The 15058-nt window shown below is 44.9% G+C and carries 12 protein-coding genes; 4 read left to right on the top strand and 8 right to left on the bottom strand.

Going from position 1 to position 15058, the window contains the following annotated elements:
* Positions 1–92 precede the first annotated feature (92 nt).
* A complete protein-coding gene (locus tag DK846_RS11595) occupies positions 93–2681 on the top strand; it encodes a heavy metal translocating P-type ATPase (RefSeq protein WP_109969117.1) in 2589 nt (862 codons plus the stop codon).
* 94 nt (positions 2682–2775) lie between these two features.
* Here the strand turns inward: DK846_RS11595 and DK846_RS11590 are convergent, their stop codons facing one another.
* The 5 genes from DK846_RS11590 to acs form a co-directional block, all read right to left on the bottom strand.
* Positions 2776–3582 (bottom strand): hypothetical protein, encoded by an 807-nt coding sequence (locus DK846_RS11590; protein ID WP_109969116.1) that lies wholly within the window; start codon positions 3580–3582, stop codon positions 2776–2778.
* A 220-nt stretch (positions 3583–3802) separates the two neighbouring features.
* On the bottom strand, positions 3803–4042 hold the full coding sequence (locus DK846_RS11585) for a YwbE family protein (protein ID WP_109969115.1): 240 nt from the start codon (positions 4040–4042) through the stop codon (positions 3803–3805).
* Positions 4043–4140: 98 nt separating this feature from the next.
* Entirely contained in the window at positions 4141–5649 is a 1509-nt protein-coding gene (locus DK846_RS11580; RefSeq protein ID WP_109969114.1) for a solute symporter family protein, read from the bottom strand.
* 12 nt (positions 5650–5661) lie between these two features.
* Positions 5662–6420 (bottom strand): universal stress protein, encoded by a 759-nt coding sequence (locus DK846_RS11575; RefSeq protein WP_109969113.1) that lies wholly within the window; start codon positions 6418–6420, stop codon positions 5662–5664.
* A gap of 13 nt (positions 6421–6433) precedes the next feature.
* Positions 6434–8323 carry an acetate--CoA ligase gene (acs, locus tag DK846_RS11570; RefSeq protein WP_109969112.1) on the bottom strand — a complete coding sequence of 630 codons (1890 nt, stop codon included), beginning with the start codon at positions 8321–8323 and terminating at the stop codon, positions 6434–6436.
* 349 nt (positions 8324–8672) lie between these two features.
* Here acs and DK846_RS11565 point away from each other — a divergent pair, with 349 nt between their 5' ends.
* From DK846_RS11565 to DK846_RS11555, 3 genes are all read left to right on the top strand, one after another.
* Complete coding sequence (locus DK846_RS11565; protein WP_109969111.1) at positions 8673–10064, top strand: PAS domain S-box protein; 1392 nt, start codon at positions 8673–8675, stop codon at positions 10062–10064.
* Positions 10065–10168: 104 nt separating this feature from the next.
* The gene (locus DK846_RS11560; protein ID WP_109969110.1) at positions 10169–12457 is read left to right on the top strand and encodes a response regulator; all 2289 of its coding nucleotides are present in this window, start codon (positions 10169–10171) and stop codon (positions 12455–12457) included.
* Positions 12454–13479, top strand: a complete 1026-nt coding sequence (locus DK846_RS11555; RefSeq protein ID WP_109969109.1) for a response regulator — start codon at positions 12454–12456, stop codon at positions 13477–13479. The genes DK846_RS11560 and DK846_RS11555 overlap by 4 nt, the downstream gene beginning before the upstream one ends.
* Positions 13480–13485: 6 nt before the next feature.
* Here DK846_RS11555 and DK846_RS11550 read toward each other — a convergent pair whose 3' ends face one another.
* The 3 genes from DK846_RS11550 to DK846_RS11540 all read right to left on the bottom strand — a co-directional run bounded on the left by DK846_RS11550 (position 13486) and on the right by DK846_RS11540 (position 15048).
* Positions 13486–14061, bottom strand: coding sequence for a hypothetical protein (locus tag DK846_RS11550; protein ID WP_109969108.1), 576 nt, complete (start codon positions 14059–14061; stop codon positions 13486–13488).
* A gap of 149 nt (positions 14062–14210) precedes the next feature.
* Entirely contained in the window at positions 14211–14570 is a 360-nt protein-coding gene (locus DK846_RS11545) for a hypothetical protein (protein WP_109969107.1), read from the bottom strand.
* 7 nt (positions 14571–14577) lie between these two features.
* Positions 14578–15048, bottom strand: a complete 471-nt coding sequence (locus tag DK846_RS11540; protein WP_109969106.1) for an acylphosphatase — start codon at positions 15046–15048, stop codon at positions 14578–14580.
* Between the last annotated feature and the right edge of the window lie 10 nt (positions 15049–15058).

Genomic DNA, 15058 nt, shown 5'->3' with positions numbered 1-15058 from the left:
CGACTTGAAACGACAATGAAGATACGATCAGGCATTTTTCACTTCAAAAGAACGGCAGGTAAATAGATCAGAACAGGAGAATTCGGGTAAAAATGGCAGATGAAAAAAAGAAGAAGATAGAACTGGCAATTTCAGGAATGCACTGTGCCAGCTGTGCTATCAACCTAGAGAAAGGGCTCTCTTCTGCAGATGGGGTTTCCAATGCACAGGTCAACTTTGGAACGGGAAAAGCAGTTGTAGAGTTTAACCCAGCAATTACAGACCACGCAACACTAACCAAAGAAGTAGAAAAAAGTGGTTTTGGAGTAATCAATGAACAGGTCACCATACGGATAGGAGGGATGACCTGTGCTATCTGTGCACAGACAATAGAGACCGCTCTTAAAAAACTGGATGGAGTTATTACGGCCACCGTAAATCTTGGTTCAGAACGGGCATATGTAACCTATAATCCCTATGTTGTCACCCTATTTCAAATGAGGGACGCTATCACAAAGGCTGGATACCAGTACCTAGGCACAGATAAGGAAGGGACCCTCAAGACAGGTGATAATGGACTTCAGGCAGACCTCCATGACAAACTTACACGGGTAATCGCAGGATTTGCAATATCAGCCATCCTCATGGCTTTAATGGCAGCACCCAAAGACCTGATGTATCCACTAATCTACCTTCAGTTTTTAATTGCGACTCCAGCGTTTTTCTGGCTTGGCATGCCGATATTCAGGGCTGCCTTCACGTCATTGAAAAACCGGACTCTGAATATGGATGTCATGTATGCAATGGGTACAACTGTTGCTTATCTTGCAAGTGTGCTTGGAACTTTTGGCATAGTGCTTGATATGAGTTATATCCTGTACGAGACTGCAATCATGCTGACATCATTCCTCATGCTCGGGAGGTACCTGGAGACGAGAGCAAAAGGAAGGACCTCATCGGCAATTCAGTCCTTGGTGCGACTACAGGCTGATACTGCTGCAGTTATCAGGGATAAGGAAGAAATCAGAGTCCCGATTGAGGATGTGATCGTGGGTGACATGGTGGTCATCAGACCGGGCGACAGAATCCCGGTGGATGGCTCAGTAATATCTGGATCCAGTTTTGTTGATGAATCCATGGTGACAGGTGAACCTCTTCCTGTTGAAAAATTACAAGGGGATGAGGTCGTAGCCGGGACTCTGGCAACATCCGGAAGTCTGACATTTCAGGCACGACGGATCGGTGCTGACACGATGCTCTCGCGGATCATACGATTAGTTGAAGATGCCCAGGGATCAAAACCTTCCGTTCAACGGATAGCGGATACTGCTGTCACATGGTTCATCCCGGTTGTCTTAGTAATTGCAATCGGAGCATTTTTCTTCTGGTTCTTTGTAGCTGATGCAGGGCTTCAATTCGCACTCCAAACCCTGATCGCAATTTTGGTGGTCGCCTGTCCCTGTGCATTAGGTCTTGCCACACCGACTGCCATCACTGTTGGAGTTGGAAGAGGAGCTGAGCTTGGAATACTAATAAGAAATGGTGAAAGTCTTGAGATTTCAGATCGCCTGACCACGGTACTTTTCGACAAGACCGGAACCCTTACACAAGGAAAACCTGTAGTAACCGACATTGATGTATTCACCGGTTCACGCCCACTTCTTCTCTCTTATGTTGCGGCTCTTGAACATCTTTCAACTCATCCTCTCGGTGAAGCAATTATCTCAAAAGCATCTGAAGAAGGAATAGAACCGGTAGATGTCAACCAGTTTACTTATCTACCCGGGAAGGGTCTGATGGGAGAGATCGCCGGAGGAATAATCAGGGCAGGAAATCAGCATTTCATCATTGAAGCCGGTGTCCCTGTCGAATCAGATGCGAATCATAAGATAATAAAAAGACAGGAGGAAGGAAAGACTACCATTCTTGTATCCAGAGACCAACAACTTCTTGGACTTATCTCCGTAGCCGACTCAGTGAAACCATCAGCTTCATCTGCTATTGCTGAACTGAGACAGATGCATATCTCTTCAGGGATGGTAACCGGTGATAACCAACGAACAGCCCAGGCAGTAGGACAGATGGTTGGGATAGACCGTGTTATTGCCAATGTGCTTCCTGACGAGAAAGAACATGAAGTATCCAGGCTTCAGCAGCAGAAAGAAGTAGTCGCTTTTGTCGGGGATGGGATCAATGATGCACCTGCACTCACCAGAGCAGATACAGGTATTGCAATAGGATCCGGAACTGATGTTGCAATAGAAAGTGCAGATATCATCCTTGTAAGGGATGAGATAACCGATGCCGTTGCTGCTATTCAACTGGCAAGAAAAGTTATGGGACGAATCAGACTCAATCTCTTCTGGGCATTTGCATACAATATTATTCTCATACCTCTCGCAGCGGGCCTATTCTACCCAGTAATTATCTTCAGACCAGAGTATGGCGCCCTTGCCATGGCACTCTCATCAGTGACAGTAGTATCATTATCATTACTTTTAAGGAAGTACACCCCACCAATCCGTATGAAAAATCCACAGACACTATCTGAAGATACCGCCATTGATCCGGTATGTGGAATGGAGGTAAAGATGGCAAATGCTCAGTTCAAAACCACATACCAGAACAAAAATTTTTATTTCTGCAGTAAAGGATGCCTTGACGCATTTAAAAAAGAACCTGAAAAATTCCTAAAAAAATAACTTACTAATTACTTTTTTCTCAGAAAAATGAGAACAAACAGGCACACAAGATGAGAAATAACGTAGCCAAATTTAACAATACAAGAAAAGTGATTTAAGGATTTTTCACTATTAAACTGATTATTTTGCTCTCGGATGGAGTGTATTGCCCATCGCCATTGAAGAGAACCCGTACATTTATCGCACCATCCTGAACGACCGGAATTTTAAAATTATATTCCCCCATCTGATCAGTCTGACCGAAGCCCAGGACATCCCAATTAGAATTATCAGGACCACTCTCATTAGATCCTAATTTTTTACCTGATGATTCTGACTGGTATCCAATCTCCCTATTTGGCACACCTTTCCCAGATGAATCGGTGAGCCTGCCTTTAAAGACTACTTCATCACCGACCCGGGGGTATGCAGGCCATCCCGATAAAGTAAGAGTGGTTTTTCCAGCTTTGGTTGATGGGACCGCATCAACCATAATTTTGGGGCTATTAACTCCATTATATAATGCCTCAAATCCCCATGTTCCACCCACATCTGCAGGAAGTTTATAGGAAAATTTCCCATGCTGATCAGGAGAAGACAAAATGAAAGTGTCAGCAAGACTACCTTCAGGAGCCGAAATTAGGATAACCACGTCTGACGGAGCACCTCCAATCAGCGATTTATCAATAATTCCCTTGAGAAGGATCTCATCACCAATCTCTACCATACGAGAATCAGAATCAAGAATCACTTGAATCGGACCATCATGAGTAGTGTTGTTAGGTTTCTCTCTGATCTCATCACCAATAGTGGCAGTACTGACAAGTACCAGACACATGAATGACATCAGAACTATTCGCGGGCAGATCGTACCAGCCATTCCTCCTGTTCCAGATATCCAGTATGTATCTGACAGTTGCAATCATATCAGGTTTCGCGCATCAAGTCAGGGCAGAGAGCAAATGGATAAGTTATCTCCCCTATCCTGCTACGATATAATATGTTAAAAAGAGGATTGTCACTCCGCGCATATTCCAGTCCCTTCAGAGAAAAGAGAGTGCTTTGGAAGGGAAAAGATAATTTCGGTTTTTCGATTTTAACACATCATAGGGGAAATGGATGAATATATCAGGTACGCTGGTTTAATCCTGCGCCTGATTGAGTGAAAAGGTTTCTTCCTGAATTATTGTGCAAACCCTACCGACTGTGCCATCTTTGAGTCTCACCTTGATGCCGTGAGGATGAAAAGACGAGCCAGTCAGGATCTCACTCACCACCCCACGCGTCTTCTTTCCGGATCGTTGATCCTGTTTTTGAATAATATCAACACAGAGACCGGAGTGGATCGATCCACGGCTCTTTCCATCACATATTTCAGACATAATATCAGATATACCCAATAAGTCCGGTTTGAATCATGATTTAACCGGAGATATTAGTACACATTGCAGGAACAACCAGATAAATATCTATGAAAAAATTACATTGAAGCCGGGTTCTCTATCCCGGTTGGTCTCTTTTTCTCTTTCCCTGTTAATGATACCAGAATCGTTACCAGGAAACCCAGCGGAATAGATATAATCCCGGGATTTTCAAGCGGAAAAAGCGCGGCTTTTCCCATTACTGTCGGACTTATCAGGATTAAACTGACGGAGAGTAGTAAACCGGTCAGGATCCCAGCTATGATCCCCCGCTCGGTGCTACGCTTCCAGAAAAGCGTGCATATCAGAGCAGGGATGTTTGCTGATGCTGCTATGGCAAAGGCCAGCCCTACAAGGAAGGCTACATTCTGTCCTTTGGAAATGATACCCAGAATGATGGCAATCACCCCAACTGTCACCGCCGTTAGTTTGGATATCCGAAGTGCTTTCTTGTCATCAGATCTCCTCCCCATCACTTCAGTATAGATATCGTGGGCAATTGCGCCCGCAGCCGCGATGATTAACCCGGATACAGTTCCAAGGATGGTTGCAAACGCGATTGATGCGATGATCGCAAAGAACCATTCCCCTCCGATAAACTCTGCAAGAAGCGGAGCAGAGAGGTTTGAGTTCTTTGGATCCACCGTCATGAAGTAATTAGCACCAAGACCCAGGAACAGGGTCAGGACATAGAATACCCCGATGGCAATAATGGCTACTACGGTAGATTTCCGTGCGTCTGCAGGGGTTGGAACAGTGAAATACCTGATCAGGATATGCGGCAATGCAGCAGTCCCAAGGATCAGCCCAAGAGCCAGGGAGGCGAAGTCGAGAGGATTTTTAAACTTCATTCCCGGAGTCATGAATACATCACCTGTTACTGTTCCATTGCTTGCCGGTACCGTGATCGCCGGACTATTCAGGACTGTTGAGATAAACTCTAATGGCCCCATTCCTGCTACGGCAAGTACCCCAACCGTTAGGGCTCCGGCTGCAATCAACAGGAGAAATCCCTTGATGAACTGCACATAGGTTGTTGAGACCATACCTGCTGTTGCTACAATCAGGATCACAACAGCACCGACGATGATGACCCCAGCCTCATATGGAAGACCAATGAGCGGCTGGATTATTGATCCGGCCCCAACCATCTGAGGAATCAGGTAAAAAATACTAACTACCAATGCCGAAAGAGCAGCACATAGTCGTATCTTCTTACTTGCAAACCTCCAGGCCAGGGCATCACCGAAGGTAAACTTCCCGATCTTGCGAAGTGGTTCCGCGATAATCAACAGGGCAACAATCCACCCAGCCAAAAATCCGATCGAGTACATAAACCCATCAAATCCAGAGAAGGCGATCATTCCTGCGATACCCAGGAACGAGGCAGCCGAGAGGTAATCTCCAGCAAATGCAATGCCATTGACAAACCACTTTACGCCTCCTCCTGCAGTATAAAAGTGACTTGCTGTCCTAACACGCCTTGCTGCATAGAATGAGAGAGCAAGGGTAGACAGGGTGATGAGCACAAATATTGTGAATGCGAGTGGTTTGAAACTATAATCCATTATCTCCCTCCTCTATACCAGAACTGCCCTGGTCCCGGCGTACCAGTTGTATGCAAGGGCAATTACTATTGCAGCGATTATGATACCCATTCCTGATAATATCGCGAGATTGAGACCAAATACCCTCATTGAAAGAATATCTCTCATAAAGGTTCCAACTACTGTAAAGACAGCATAAGCAACCACATAGAGGGTAAACATGATCATTCCAATATTCCAAAGTTTCTTATCGGGTATCAGATCAACAGATTTTTCCGTTTTGATTGGTTTAACATACTTTTTTACCTTTTGAACAACCCTTTCCATCTCCTCTCGTGTGGGTTTAACTGCCCAGACAGTACATCCAGATAACCGGAGTACAGCTTCAGATACATCACCAAGCATGAACCCTGCTACACCATGGAGATTTGAACTCCCCATCGCGATGAGATCGGCTCCAACCTCAGAAGCATACCCGACGATGACTCCGGCTATCGGGCCATCCCTTCTGATAACGGTTATCTGAACATCCTGCTCGTCAGCGTAATTTTCAGCAAACCAGACTCCATCAACCTTGCAGGTTCTGCCAACTGCATAATCTTCTGCCAGTTTTTCAACCCCAACAAGGGGGGAAGGACCGGAGACGGTGATGACATGCACCATCTTTCCTTCCCGTTTTGCATGATTTATTGCTCTTATCGTTGCTGCTAGTGCTGAAGCTGAACCATCAGTTGCGAGAACAATTGGATCATATTTTGATTTCCCCTGTCCATGCAATCCTTTTTCAGTCATGGAATCTGTCTCTCTATTCTTCCAGTGTTGAAATATCCCCTGGATCTATGCCCATCTCTTTTGCCTTGAGAAGCCGTCGCATGATCTTCCCACTCCTTGTCTTCGGCAATTTATCCATGAACTCGATCGCATTTGGCATGGCTATTGGCCCGATACTCATCCTCACGTGGTATGTCAGTTCAGACACAAGCTTCTGACTGGGCTCATATCCCTGGACTAGTGTCACGAATGCCTTGACTGCCTGGCCCTTGATATCGTCTGGAACACCGATAACCGCTGCTTCTGCGACAGCCTCGTGCTCTACAAGGGCAGACTCCACCTCTGCAGTACCGAGATTGTGACCTGCAACGATGATAATGTCATCAGAACGCCCCAGGATCATAATGTATCCGTCATCATCCTTAACCGCGAGATCGCCGACTGTATAATAATCCTTGATCTGGGTCCAGTACTTCCGGTACCGCTCATCATTATTATACACGGTTCTCATCATCGACGGCCAGGGTCCCTTGATGACCAACAGACCACCCTGGCCAGCAGGTACCGGGTTTCCATCCTTGTCAACCACATCGGCAAACACTCCAGGAATTGGAACCCCGGCGAAACCCGGTTTCATCGGCATTCCAAGTGGTGTTGTGATCATATGCATTCCAGTTTCAGTCTGCCACCAGGTATCCAGAATCGGGCACCGGTTCTTTCCGATAACCCGATAGTACCATTCGAAGGCTTCAGGGTTGAGGGGTTCACCGACCGAACCAATGATTCTGAGCGAACTTAGGTCATACTTGTTAGGCCACTCTTCGCCTACCCGCATAAACATCCTGATTGCAGTCGGAGCAGTGTAGAAGATCGATACGCCAAATTCTTCGATGATACTCCACCAGACACCGTAATCAGGATAATCGGGCGTTGTTTCAGTGATAACAACAGTAGCACCGACTGAGAGCGGGCCGTAAACGATGTAACTGTGCCCCGTGATCCAGCCTGGATCAGCTGAGCACCAGTAGACATCGTTCTCCTTGATGTCAAAGATGTACTTGCAGGTGTAATGGGTTCCAACCATGTACCCACCACATGCGTGGACAATCCCTTTGGCAGATCCAGTGGTCCCACTTGTATAAAGGATGAAAAGGGGATCTTCAGCATCCATCTCTTCAGCGGGACACTCATCCGACATCCCTTCCTGGATCCCATAGAAATCAACCTCTAATTCTGAGTACAACTCCAGTGGGCATTTCTCCCGGCAGAGCACGATAACCTTCTCAACGCTGGGGGCATTGCGAACAGCATCATCAACAATACTTTTGAGAGGGATCGTCTTTCCTCTTCGTTTACCAACATCGGCCGTTATAACAATCTTGGCATTAGCATCACGTATCCTAGAGTGGAGTGCTTCTGCTCCGAACCCTGCATAGACGATCGAGTGGATAGCACCGATCCTTGCACAAGCCAGTATTGCTACCACATGCTCTGGAACAAAGGGCATATAGAAACAGATGCGATCACCCTTCTGTACCCCCAGACTTTTCAGGGCGTTTGCAAACCTCATAACAGAGCGGTACAGCTGCCTGTACGTCAGGACTTCTTCTCTTCCATCTTCACCTCTCCAGATGATGGCGAGTTTGTTACGTCGTCCATTGTTCACATGACGATCCAGGCAGTTCTCGGTGATGTTCAGCTTGGCACTAGTAAACCAGCGGGCATACGGATGATTCCATTCCCTAACCTTCTCCCACGGGCGCATCCATTTCAGTTCACGTGCTTTTTCATCCCAGAATCCATCCGGATCTGATGTGAACTTGTTATAAGCCTCTTTGTAATTACCCAGCGCAGAATTTGCAAGGTAGTGAGGGGCAGGAATGTAGGCTTTCTTCTCAAGCTTTACTTCAAAGTCTTCAGCCATGACATGTCTCCTTCATGATTAATCGTTAAGAATGTCCCTGTTGTTCTGACCAAAGTCTGGTACAACCAAAGGACAGGGTGATCCACGTACACCATTTGAGGTGTACGCAGCATCTGATCAGGAGTTATACACCCCCATATTTAATGAGTTGCATCTGTCGTACATATTTGTAATGAAATTATTCGACAGAAATTCATCCTTTTTATAAATTAGAGAGCCAATTGGCCCAAAAATTTAATTCCAAAAAGAGAGTCAAACCTAATAGATGGATCACTTCAGTTTAATTAGTAATATGATAGTATAATATGTACGACATATGAGAAGGACATTTGATTGAGGTGAAGGGAAGATGATCGGAGATCTTGAAGAACTCAGGCGAATCAAGGAACAACTCGCAGAGCATCCACGTGGAATGTCCATTACCGACATCTCGCAGGTGCTTGGGATACACCGGACAACGGTGGCTAAGTACCTCGACGGACTGCAGATGAAAGGAGAAGTAGATCTTCGGATTGTGAGCACAGCCAAAGTATACCATCTTTCAAATAGGATTCCCTCTTCAGCCCTTGCTGTGTGCACACGTGATCCCTACATTCTCATCACCTGCCGGATGGTCGTGGGAGCTATCAGAAACGGTTTTTGTGAGATCATCGGATTATCTGACGATCCTACAGGTAAACAGATCACTGATCCCAGTTTGAGCCTTCTCATGCAAAACGATATGATCTTCAGAGTCAAACGAGCAGTTCAGGGGCAGAAAGACAACCTTGATCTCACCATAAGGGTCAGAAGTATTGACCGGTGGCTTGATATATCGATTATTCCCGTGGTCTGTGATGACGGGCGTCCTGGATGTGCAATCATCCTCAAGGATGAGACAAGAATGAAAGAAGCTCTCCACCAGGCTGAAATCTATAGAAAAGAGGCTGAAACCCTATCAGCAGACCAGAACGAGTTCATCTTCAGATCACGTCCTGACGGAATACTCACCTATGTCAATAATGCGTTCTGCAGGAGGATGGAGAGAGAAAGGAATGAACTAGTAGGATTCCCCTATGAACCCGTTATCTCACATGAAGATCTTGAGAGACTCACAAGGCTACGAGCTGATCTGACACCAAAAAACTCGATTGCAAAGATTGCATTTAAAACGATACAGGCTGACGGGATGGTAGCATGGGAAGAGTGGCAGTACAGGGGGATATTCACAAGTGATGGAATACTTGGAAGTATCCAGGCAATTGGTACAGACATTTCAGAGCGCAAACACCTTGAAGAACAACTGCAGATCTACCATGCCAACTTCGAAGCTGTAATTAAACAGAGAACACGGGAAATGAGGGCAGCAAATCAGGACCTGATGGCAGAGATGACGCGACGGGAAAAGCTGGAAAGAGAACTTTTAATCATCAGGTTTGTCTTTGACCAGGCATCCGACTCAATACTCCTTTTTGATCGCACTGGAGCAGTGTATCGGGCAAATGAGACCGCATGTAAATTGCTTGGATATTCACTTGAGGAGATTCAGCAGATCACTGTCTTTGACATTAATCCAGAGATCAGCACAGAAATCTGGCAGACGATGTGGGAGATTCAGAGAGAGGAAGAAGAAACCTTCAGGGTCAGATCTGTTCATCGAAGACATGATGGTGAAATCATTCCAGTTGAGATATCAAGAAAATTCATCATAGCCGGACCCTTGTCACTCTTCTGTTCTATCGCTCGTGAAATTGTCGGATAATAACCATAACCGAGTATTATGAAAGACCTGGCCTAAACAAAGATCCCAACGATTATTCACTCTCGTGCTGAGATCAACAGAGGGACCATGTTGGGTGAGTGGATATGACAAAAGTTCTTTTGGTCGATGACGAGTCTGTTCTCCTCGACCTCGGGCGACAAATCCTTGAGAAAAAGTTCGGATTCTCTGTTGATGTTATTGATTCAGGTGAAGAAGCGCTGAAACAACTGAAATTACGAAGATACGATGCAATTATTTCAGATTATGCTATGCCCGGAATGGATGGCCTTGAGTTACTCAGAAGGATCAGAGAGAAAGACCCCCAAATTCCATTTGTGCTCTTTACGGTCAGAGAACGTGAATCGGTTGCAGTCGAAGCACTAAACAGAGGGGCAAATTTTTATGTACAAAAGGAAAACAGCCCGCATGTCTCCTTTACCGAACTGGCTCATAAGGTTAACACATCAGTTGAACTTGTCAGAGCAGAGAAGAACCTACGTGCCCAGCGGGATCTCGCCATAGCCAGTGCAAACTCAAAGAAAATCGAGGATATTTTAAAGCATTGTCTTCAAGCAGCCATCGCTACCTCATACCTTGATGCAGCAGCTATCTACCTGGTGGATGAGCAGGATCACCTCTCGCTTGCAATGACAGAGGGATTCTCTTCAGAATATAGTGATCACGTGATACAGGCTCATCTAATCCCTCTCTTTTTATCATTACTCCGGGGAACCGACTCAGTCTTCAGAAACAGTCAGACTATCCATGAGTATTCACACATCCTTGAAACAACCGAGAAGATACATTCAGATGCTGTAATCTCACTCACCCATCATAGCAAACCAATAGGCCTCATACATATCGCTTCATTTGAAGATGACCGGGAATTATCCCCTCCTCTCCAGAGGTTTCTTCAGGGAATAGTCGTTCAGATAGCAGGTCATATTTCAGACCGGCTTGCTGAGGACGCACTGGTCGAGAGTGAACGAATGGTCAATACTCTCATCGAAAACCTACCAGGAATGGTGTACAAGTGTAGTTTTGATAATGACCGGACAATGGAATATGTTAGTGAAGGAAGTCTCTTTCTTACAGGTTATCATTCGACAGATTTAGTTCAGAACCAGAACCCAACTTATACCTCGCTTATTCACCCTGATGATCGTCCCCGGATCATGGAGGTTATCAGGCGGGCTGTAGAAAGGCATGCCCAGTTCAAACTGACATATCGTATCTTCACCAACACCATGAAATTTAAATGGGTCTGGGAGCAGGGAGTAGGTGTTTTAAACGAGAACGGGGATGTAATCGGCCTTGAAGGATTTATCATAGATATTACCCGTCAAAAGGTCCTTGATGACCAGGTTAAAGTGAGTCAGAACCGCCTGAACATGCTTTTTTCAAATATGAATGCAGGTTGCGCAATCTTTCTTGACCATGACGGTGATAGCAGGTTCATCCTAATAGAGATGAATAGAGCAGCTGAAAATCTGGAGGATAAGAAGAAGGAAAAGTTGCTAGGCAAAACATTTCAAGATTACTTCGGCCCTGTAATCCCTGAGGAACTCAGTACAGCCCTCAACAACCTGATTACAACCGGAACACCTCAAAGTCTGTCAAGGATTCTGATAGAAACACCATCAGGAAATAAATGGAGGGAAATTTACCTCTCAAACACTCATGTCGGCAATGCTCGCGAGATCTTCCTGATATACAGTGATGTAACCAGCAGGATCCGTGATGAGGAACAAATCATTACCTCCCTCCATGAGAAAGAACTTCTGTTAAAAGAAATTCACCACCGGGTAAAGAACAATCTCCAGATTATTTCTGGAATTCTCAAACTTCAGGGAATGAGAACAACAGATCCAGTGACAAGTGAGATTTTGCAGGATTGCCGAAACCAGGTCTTTGCAATGGCTTCAATCCATGAACTCCTTTACAGTTCTCGTGATATCGGAAGAATCAATGTTAATGAATACGTGGGAAATCTCATTAATCACCTGAAACAGGAATATGTTGGGGCTAATGTTTCAGTCAGATATATCACCGATATCGATCCAGACATCGTTCTCGACATTGAACGGTGTATTCCTTGTGGACTTATACTAAATGAATTGATAACCAATGCCGTCAAATATGCCTTTGAACCAGGGGGAAACGGGGAGATCAAGGTGAGCTTCACCCATCAGAACCATTTTTATCACATGATAGTATCAGACAACGGACGCGGAATAACTGAAGAGAAGAGTTCAACCGGGACCTCACTTGGGACTGAACTTATTTCCCGGCTCACTCACCAGCTTAGAGGAGAGATAACTCGAATAAAAGGACCGGGAACAACGATAGAAATAGTATTTAGTGAAAATCCCGGAGAACGGGTGCACCTATGAAACGGCGTATTCTCATTGTCGAGGATGAAGCAGTTACTTCAGTACTCCTTGAAAAGACACTTAAGGAGCTCGGATACGAGGTTGTTGGGAGTGCATTTGACGGAGATGAAGCCATAACCCTTGCAAGAGAAAAACAACCAGATATCATCCTGATGGATATTACAATTCAGGGGGACATTGATGGTATCGAGACTGCGAAAAGGATCTACCAACAATATAATATACCAAGCATATATCTGACCGCACATTCAGATGATGATACTATCAAGCGCGCGGTTGAATCTGGACCATTTGGGTATCTGATCAAACCGTTTAAGGAACGGGAACTTTACAGTAACATTGAGATGGTGGCCCATAAACACAAGCTCTACCAAACCACCACTCAACGTCCGGTTCATCCTCCTGAGCCTGTAGAAGAGACTCAACCAGAGCGGGAGACACAACCAACACGGCAATCGCCGGTAGTATCGTCACTCAAAGCAGGAGACTATCGTCTTTCCATCCTTGCAATACAATCAATCCCACATCCGGTCATGCTCTTCACAACAGCCGGAGTGATTATTTTTATGAATAATGCCTGCAAATCCTTTTTGAGACAAGAACATCAGAATACAATACCCCGAACAATCGAAGAACTCCCTGATCTGGTTAAAAGAATATGGATTTCAGGAAAGGATCGCTTTAAGGAAGGAAAGGGATTTGCTGCGAACGGGCCGTTGAATGTTCATGAGGCTGTCAAACGGGTGAGGATCGACATGATTCCCCTCATGGACAAAGGAAACCTTCAATTTATATCTTCTGTAATTATTCCCGAACCAACTGGTGGAGGGGCCGGAGGGGATATCGTAAATACCCTCCTTGATGACGCTGACTCCCGTCTTCGTGAGATCAGATTCCTGGCATCGACTGAAGATACGTACCGACTCAGGCGAATCTCACTATATACAACAGAAGTCATGAAAAAGATCAGGGAACTCAGAGGAATATCATATCCTGATGCGGAAAAAAAGGCAGTTAGGTAACCCAAATTATATTGAAACAGGGTAATCGTTGAGGATTGTTGCAGGAAGCCTGACAGTGATATGGTAAGCAGACTGGGGATAATGTTCCTCAAGAACAAGAAGAGAACAGCGTTCAAGATTTCCATCCAGTTCCCTATCAAATCTTGCTTCAGCTTTTTTATAAAACTCAGTGATGGTCTCAACCACATTACTCATCTGATCCCCAAGGACAGCCCTGCCAAACTTTTCTCCTATTTCAAACGGCATCTGAAGTTCTAGTTCATCATACCAGAGTCGGCACCGGTCAATCTCGAGTAGGTCTTCACCAATCACCACATATTTAAACTCAACATCCTGAATTCGATCACTTTCTCCAGATAAAGCGATCATATTGTAAAAAAAATCAAGGAAGAGACGCTTATTAGATTTCAATTCTCCAGTAATTGCCTCACGGGAGAGACGTTTTGCCATATCAGGAATTGCATCTTCACGATCAAGAACCTGAAGAAACATCTCCTGAGATCGGATATGATCAACAATAGCCTGAAGTGATCTAAATTGCTGATGGATATCCCCGATACCCCTTGACTTCAACCCTACCATATTACTCTTTTTGTGGTTTTTGTAAAGATATATTCATTCCTTATTTCAGAGAATAGATAAACACCAGGTAGACAAACTCATGAGATCTTTTTTTGTGGTCGATATGATCCCACTGATATATCGCAACATTTAGTTTAATATATAAAATATTAGGGGGCATCCATCTCATCCAGAAATGGAAGGATTCCTTTTATTACTGGTTTTCCATTATACTCTTCTGAATTTGAGTAGATTGTAATAATCAGAGGAACCGTAGTCAGAGCATCATTAAAGCACGGGCTCATCTCACGTTGAAATGACATGAAAGAAACAAGTTCAATAAACGGCCGTTCATCATCAGGTAATTGACCATACTTTTTCAAATCTTCTGCATAGGAAGAAGTTTTTACTAGGTCCTCTTCAAAGTAGAGGATGATAGATACATCTCCCTTTCTGGCAATCGCTTCCAGAACCCTGATATCCACTTTTTTTCCGACTTCAAGTCCAGCCGGAGAATCTTGAATTACCATATATTCATTACCCTTGTGAATGAATCGCTTCGATCATTCGTTCTAGAACTTCACGACGTTTCTTTGACTCTTTCTTCATATCCCGGAGTGCATCGAGCATATCAGTTTGAGTCTTCAGGGACCGTTTCTGAAGTTTAAGCATCTCACGCATGTACTCAAGTGCAAGTTCTGATCTAACAAACATCTCTTTCTGAAAGTCCCCAAAATGCGGTTCAAAGTGTGCAAATTCTCCAACATAGGGCAATTCAGAGACCTCGATAGATTGAACCTCAATCAGGGGCTCATCCTTAGCATACAAATCAGTTACAAACTGATCAAGCGCCAATTCATCCCCTTCTGCGATAATAGATACCCGGCCATCAGGCTCATTCGATGCATATCCGGTTACACAGTACCGGTTGGCGATAAGTCGTGCATATCCCCGGTAGCCAACTCCCTGAACTCTGCCTGAAACCAGGATGCTCAATCGTTTCTGCATAAGACTTCGG

Origin of the sequence: Methanospirillum lacunae, assembly GCF_003173355.1 — an archaeon.
GTDB classification, from domain to species: Archaea; Halobacteriota; Methanomicrobia; order Methanomicrobiales; family Methanospirillaceae; genus Methanospirillum; species Methanospirillum lacunae.
This window is presented reverse-complemented; position numbering and strand designations above follow the sequence as displayed.

Bases quoted from the DNA above. Each gene is read 5' to 3' on its own strand.
- DK846_RS11560 (WP_109969110.1), top strand. From the start codon at position 10,169: ATGACAAAAGTTCTTTTGGTCGATGACGAGTCTGTTCTCCTCGACCTC.
- acs (WP_109969112.1), bottom strand. From the start codon at position 8,323: ATGGCTGAAGACTTTGAAGTAAAGCTTGAGAAGAAAGCCTACATTCCT.
- DK846_RS11540 (WP_109969106.1), bottom strand. From the start codon at position 15,048: ATGCAGAAACGATTGAGCATCCTGGTTTCAGGCAGAGTTCAGGGAGTT.
- DK846_RS11575 (WP_109969113.1), bottom strand. From the start codon at position 6,420: ATGACTGAAAAAGGATTGCATGGACAGGGGAAATCAAAATATGATCCA.
- DK846_RS11550 (WP_109969108.1), bottom strand. From the start codon at position 14,061: ATGGTAGGGTTGAAGTCAAGGGGTATCGGGGATATCCATCAGCAATTT.
- DK846_RS11545 (WP_109969107.1), bottom strand. From the start codon at position 14,570: ATGGTAATTCAAGATTCTCCGGCTGGACTTGAAGTCGGAAAAAAAGTG.
- DK846_RS11555 (WP_109969109.1), top strand. From the start codon at position 12,454: ATGAAACGGCGTATTCTCATTGTCGAGGATGAAGCAGTTACTTCAGTA.
- DK846_RS11565 (WP_109969111.1), top strand. From the start codon at position 8,673: ATGATCGGAGATCTTGAAGAACTCAGGCGAATCAAGGAACAACTCGCA.
- DK846_RS11595 (WP_109969117.1), top strand. From the start codon at position 93: ATGGCAGATGAAAAAAAGAAGAAGATAGAACTGGCAATTTCAGGAATG.
- DK846_RS11580 (WP_109969114.1), bottom strand. From the start codon at position 5,649: ATGGATTATAGTTTCAAACCACTCGCATTCACAATATTTGTGCTCATC.
- DK846_RS11585 (WP_109969115.1), bottom strand. From the start codon at position 4,042: ATGTCTGAAATATGTGATGGAAAGAGCCGTGGATCGATCCACTCCGGT.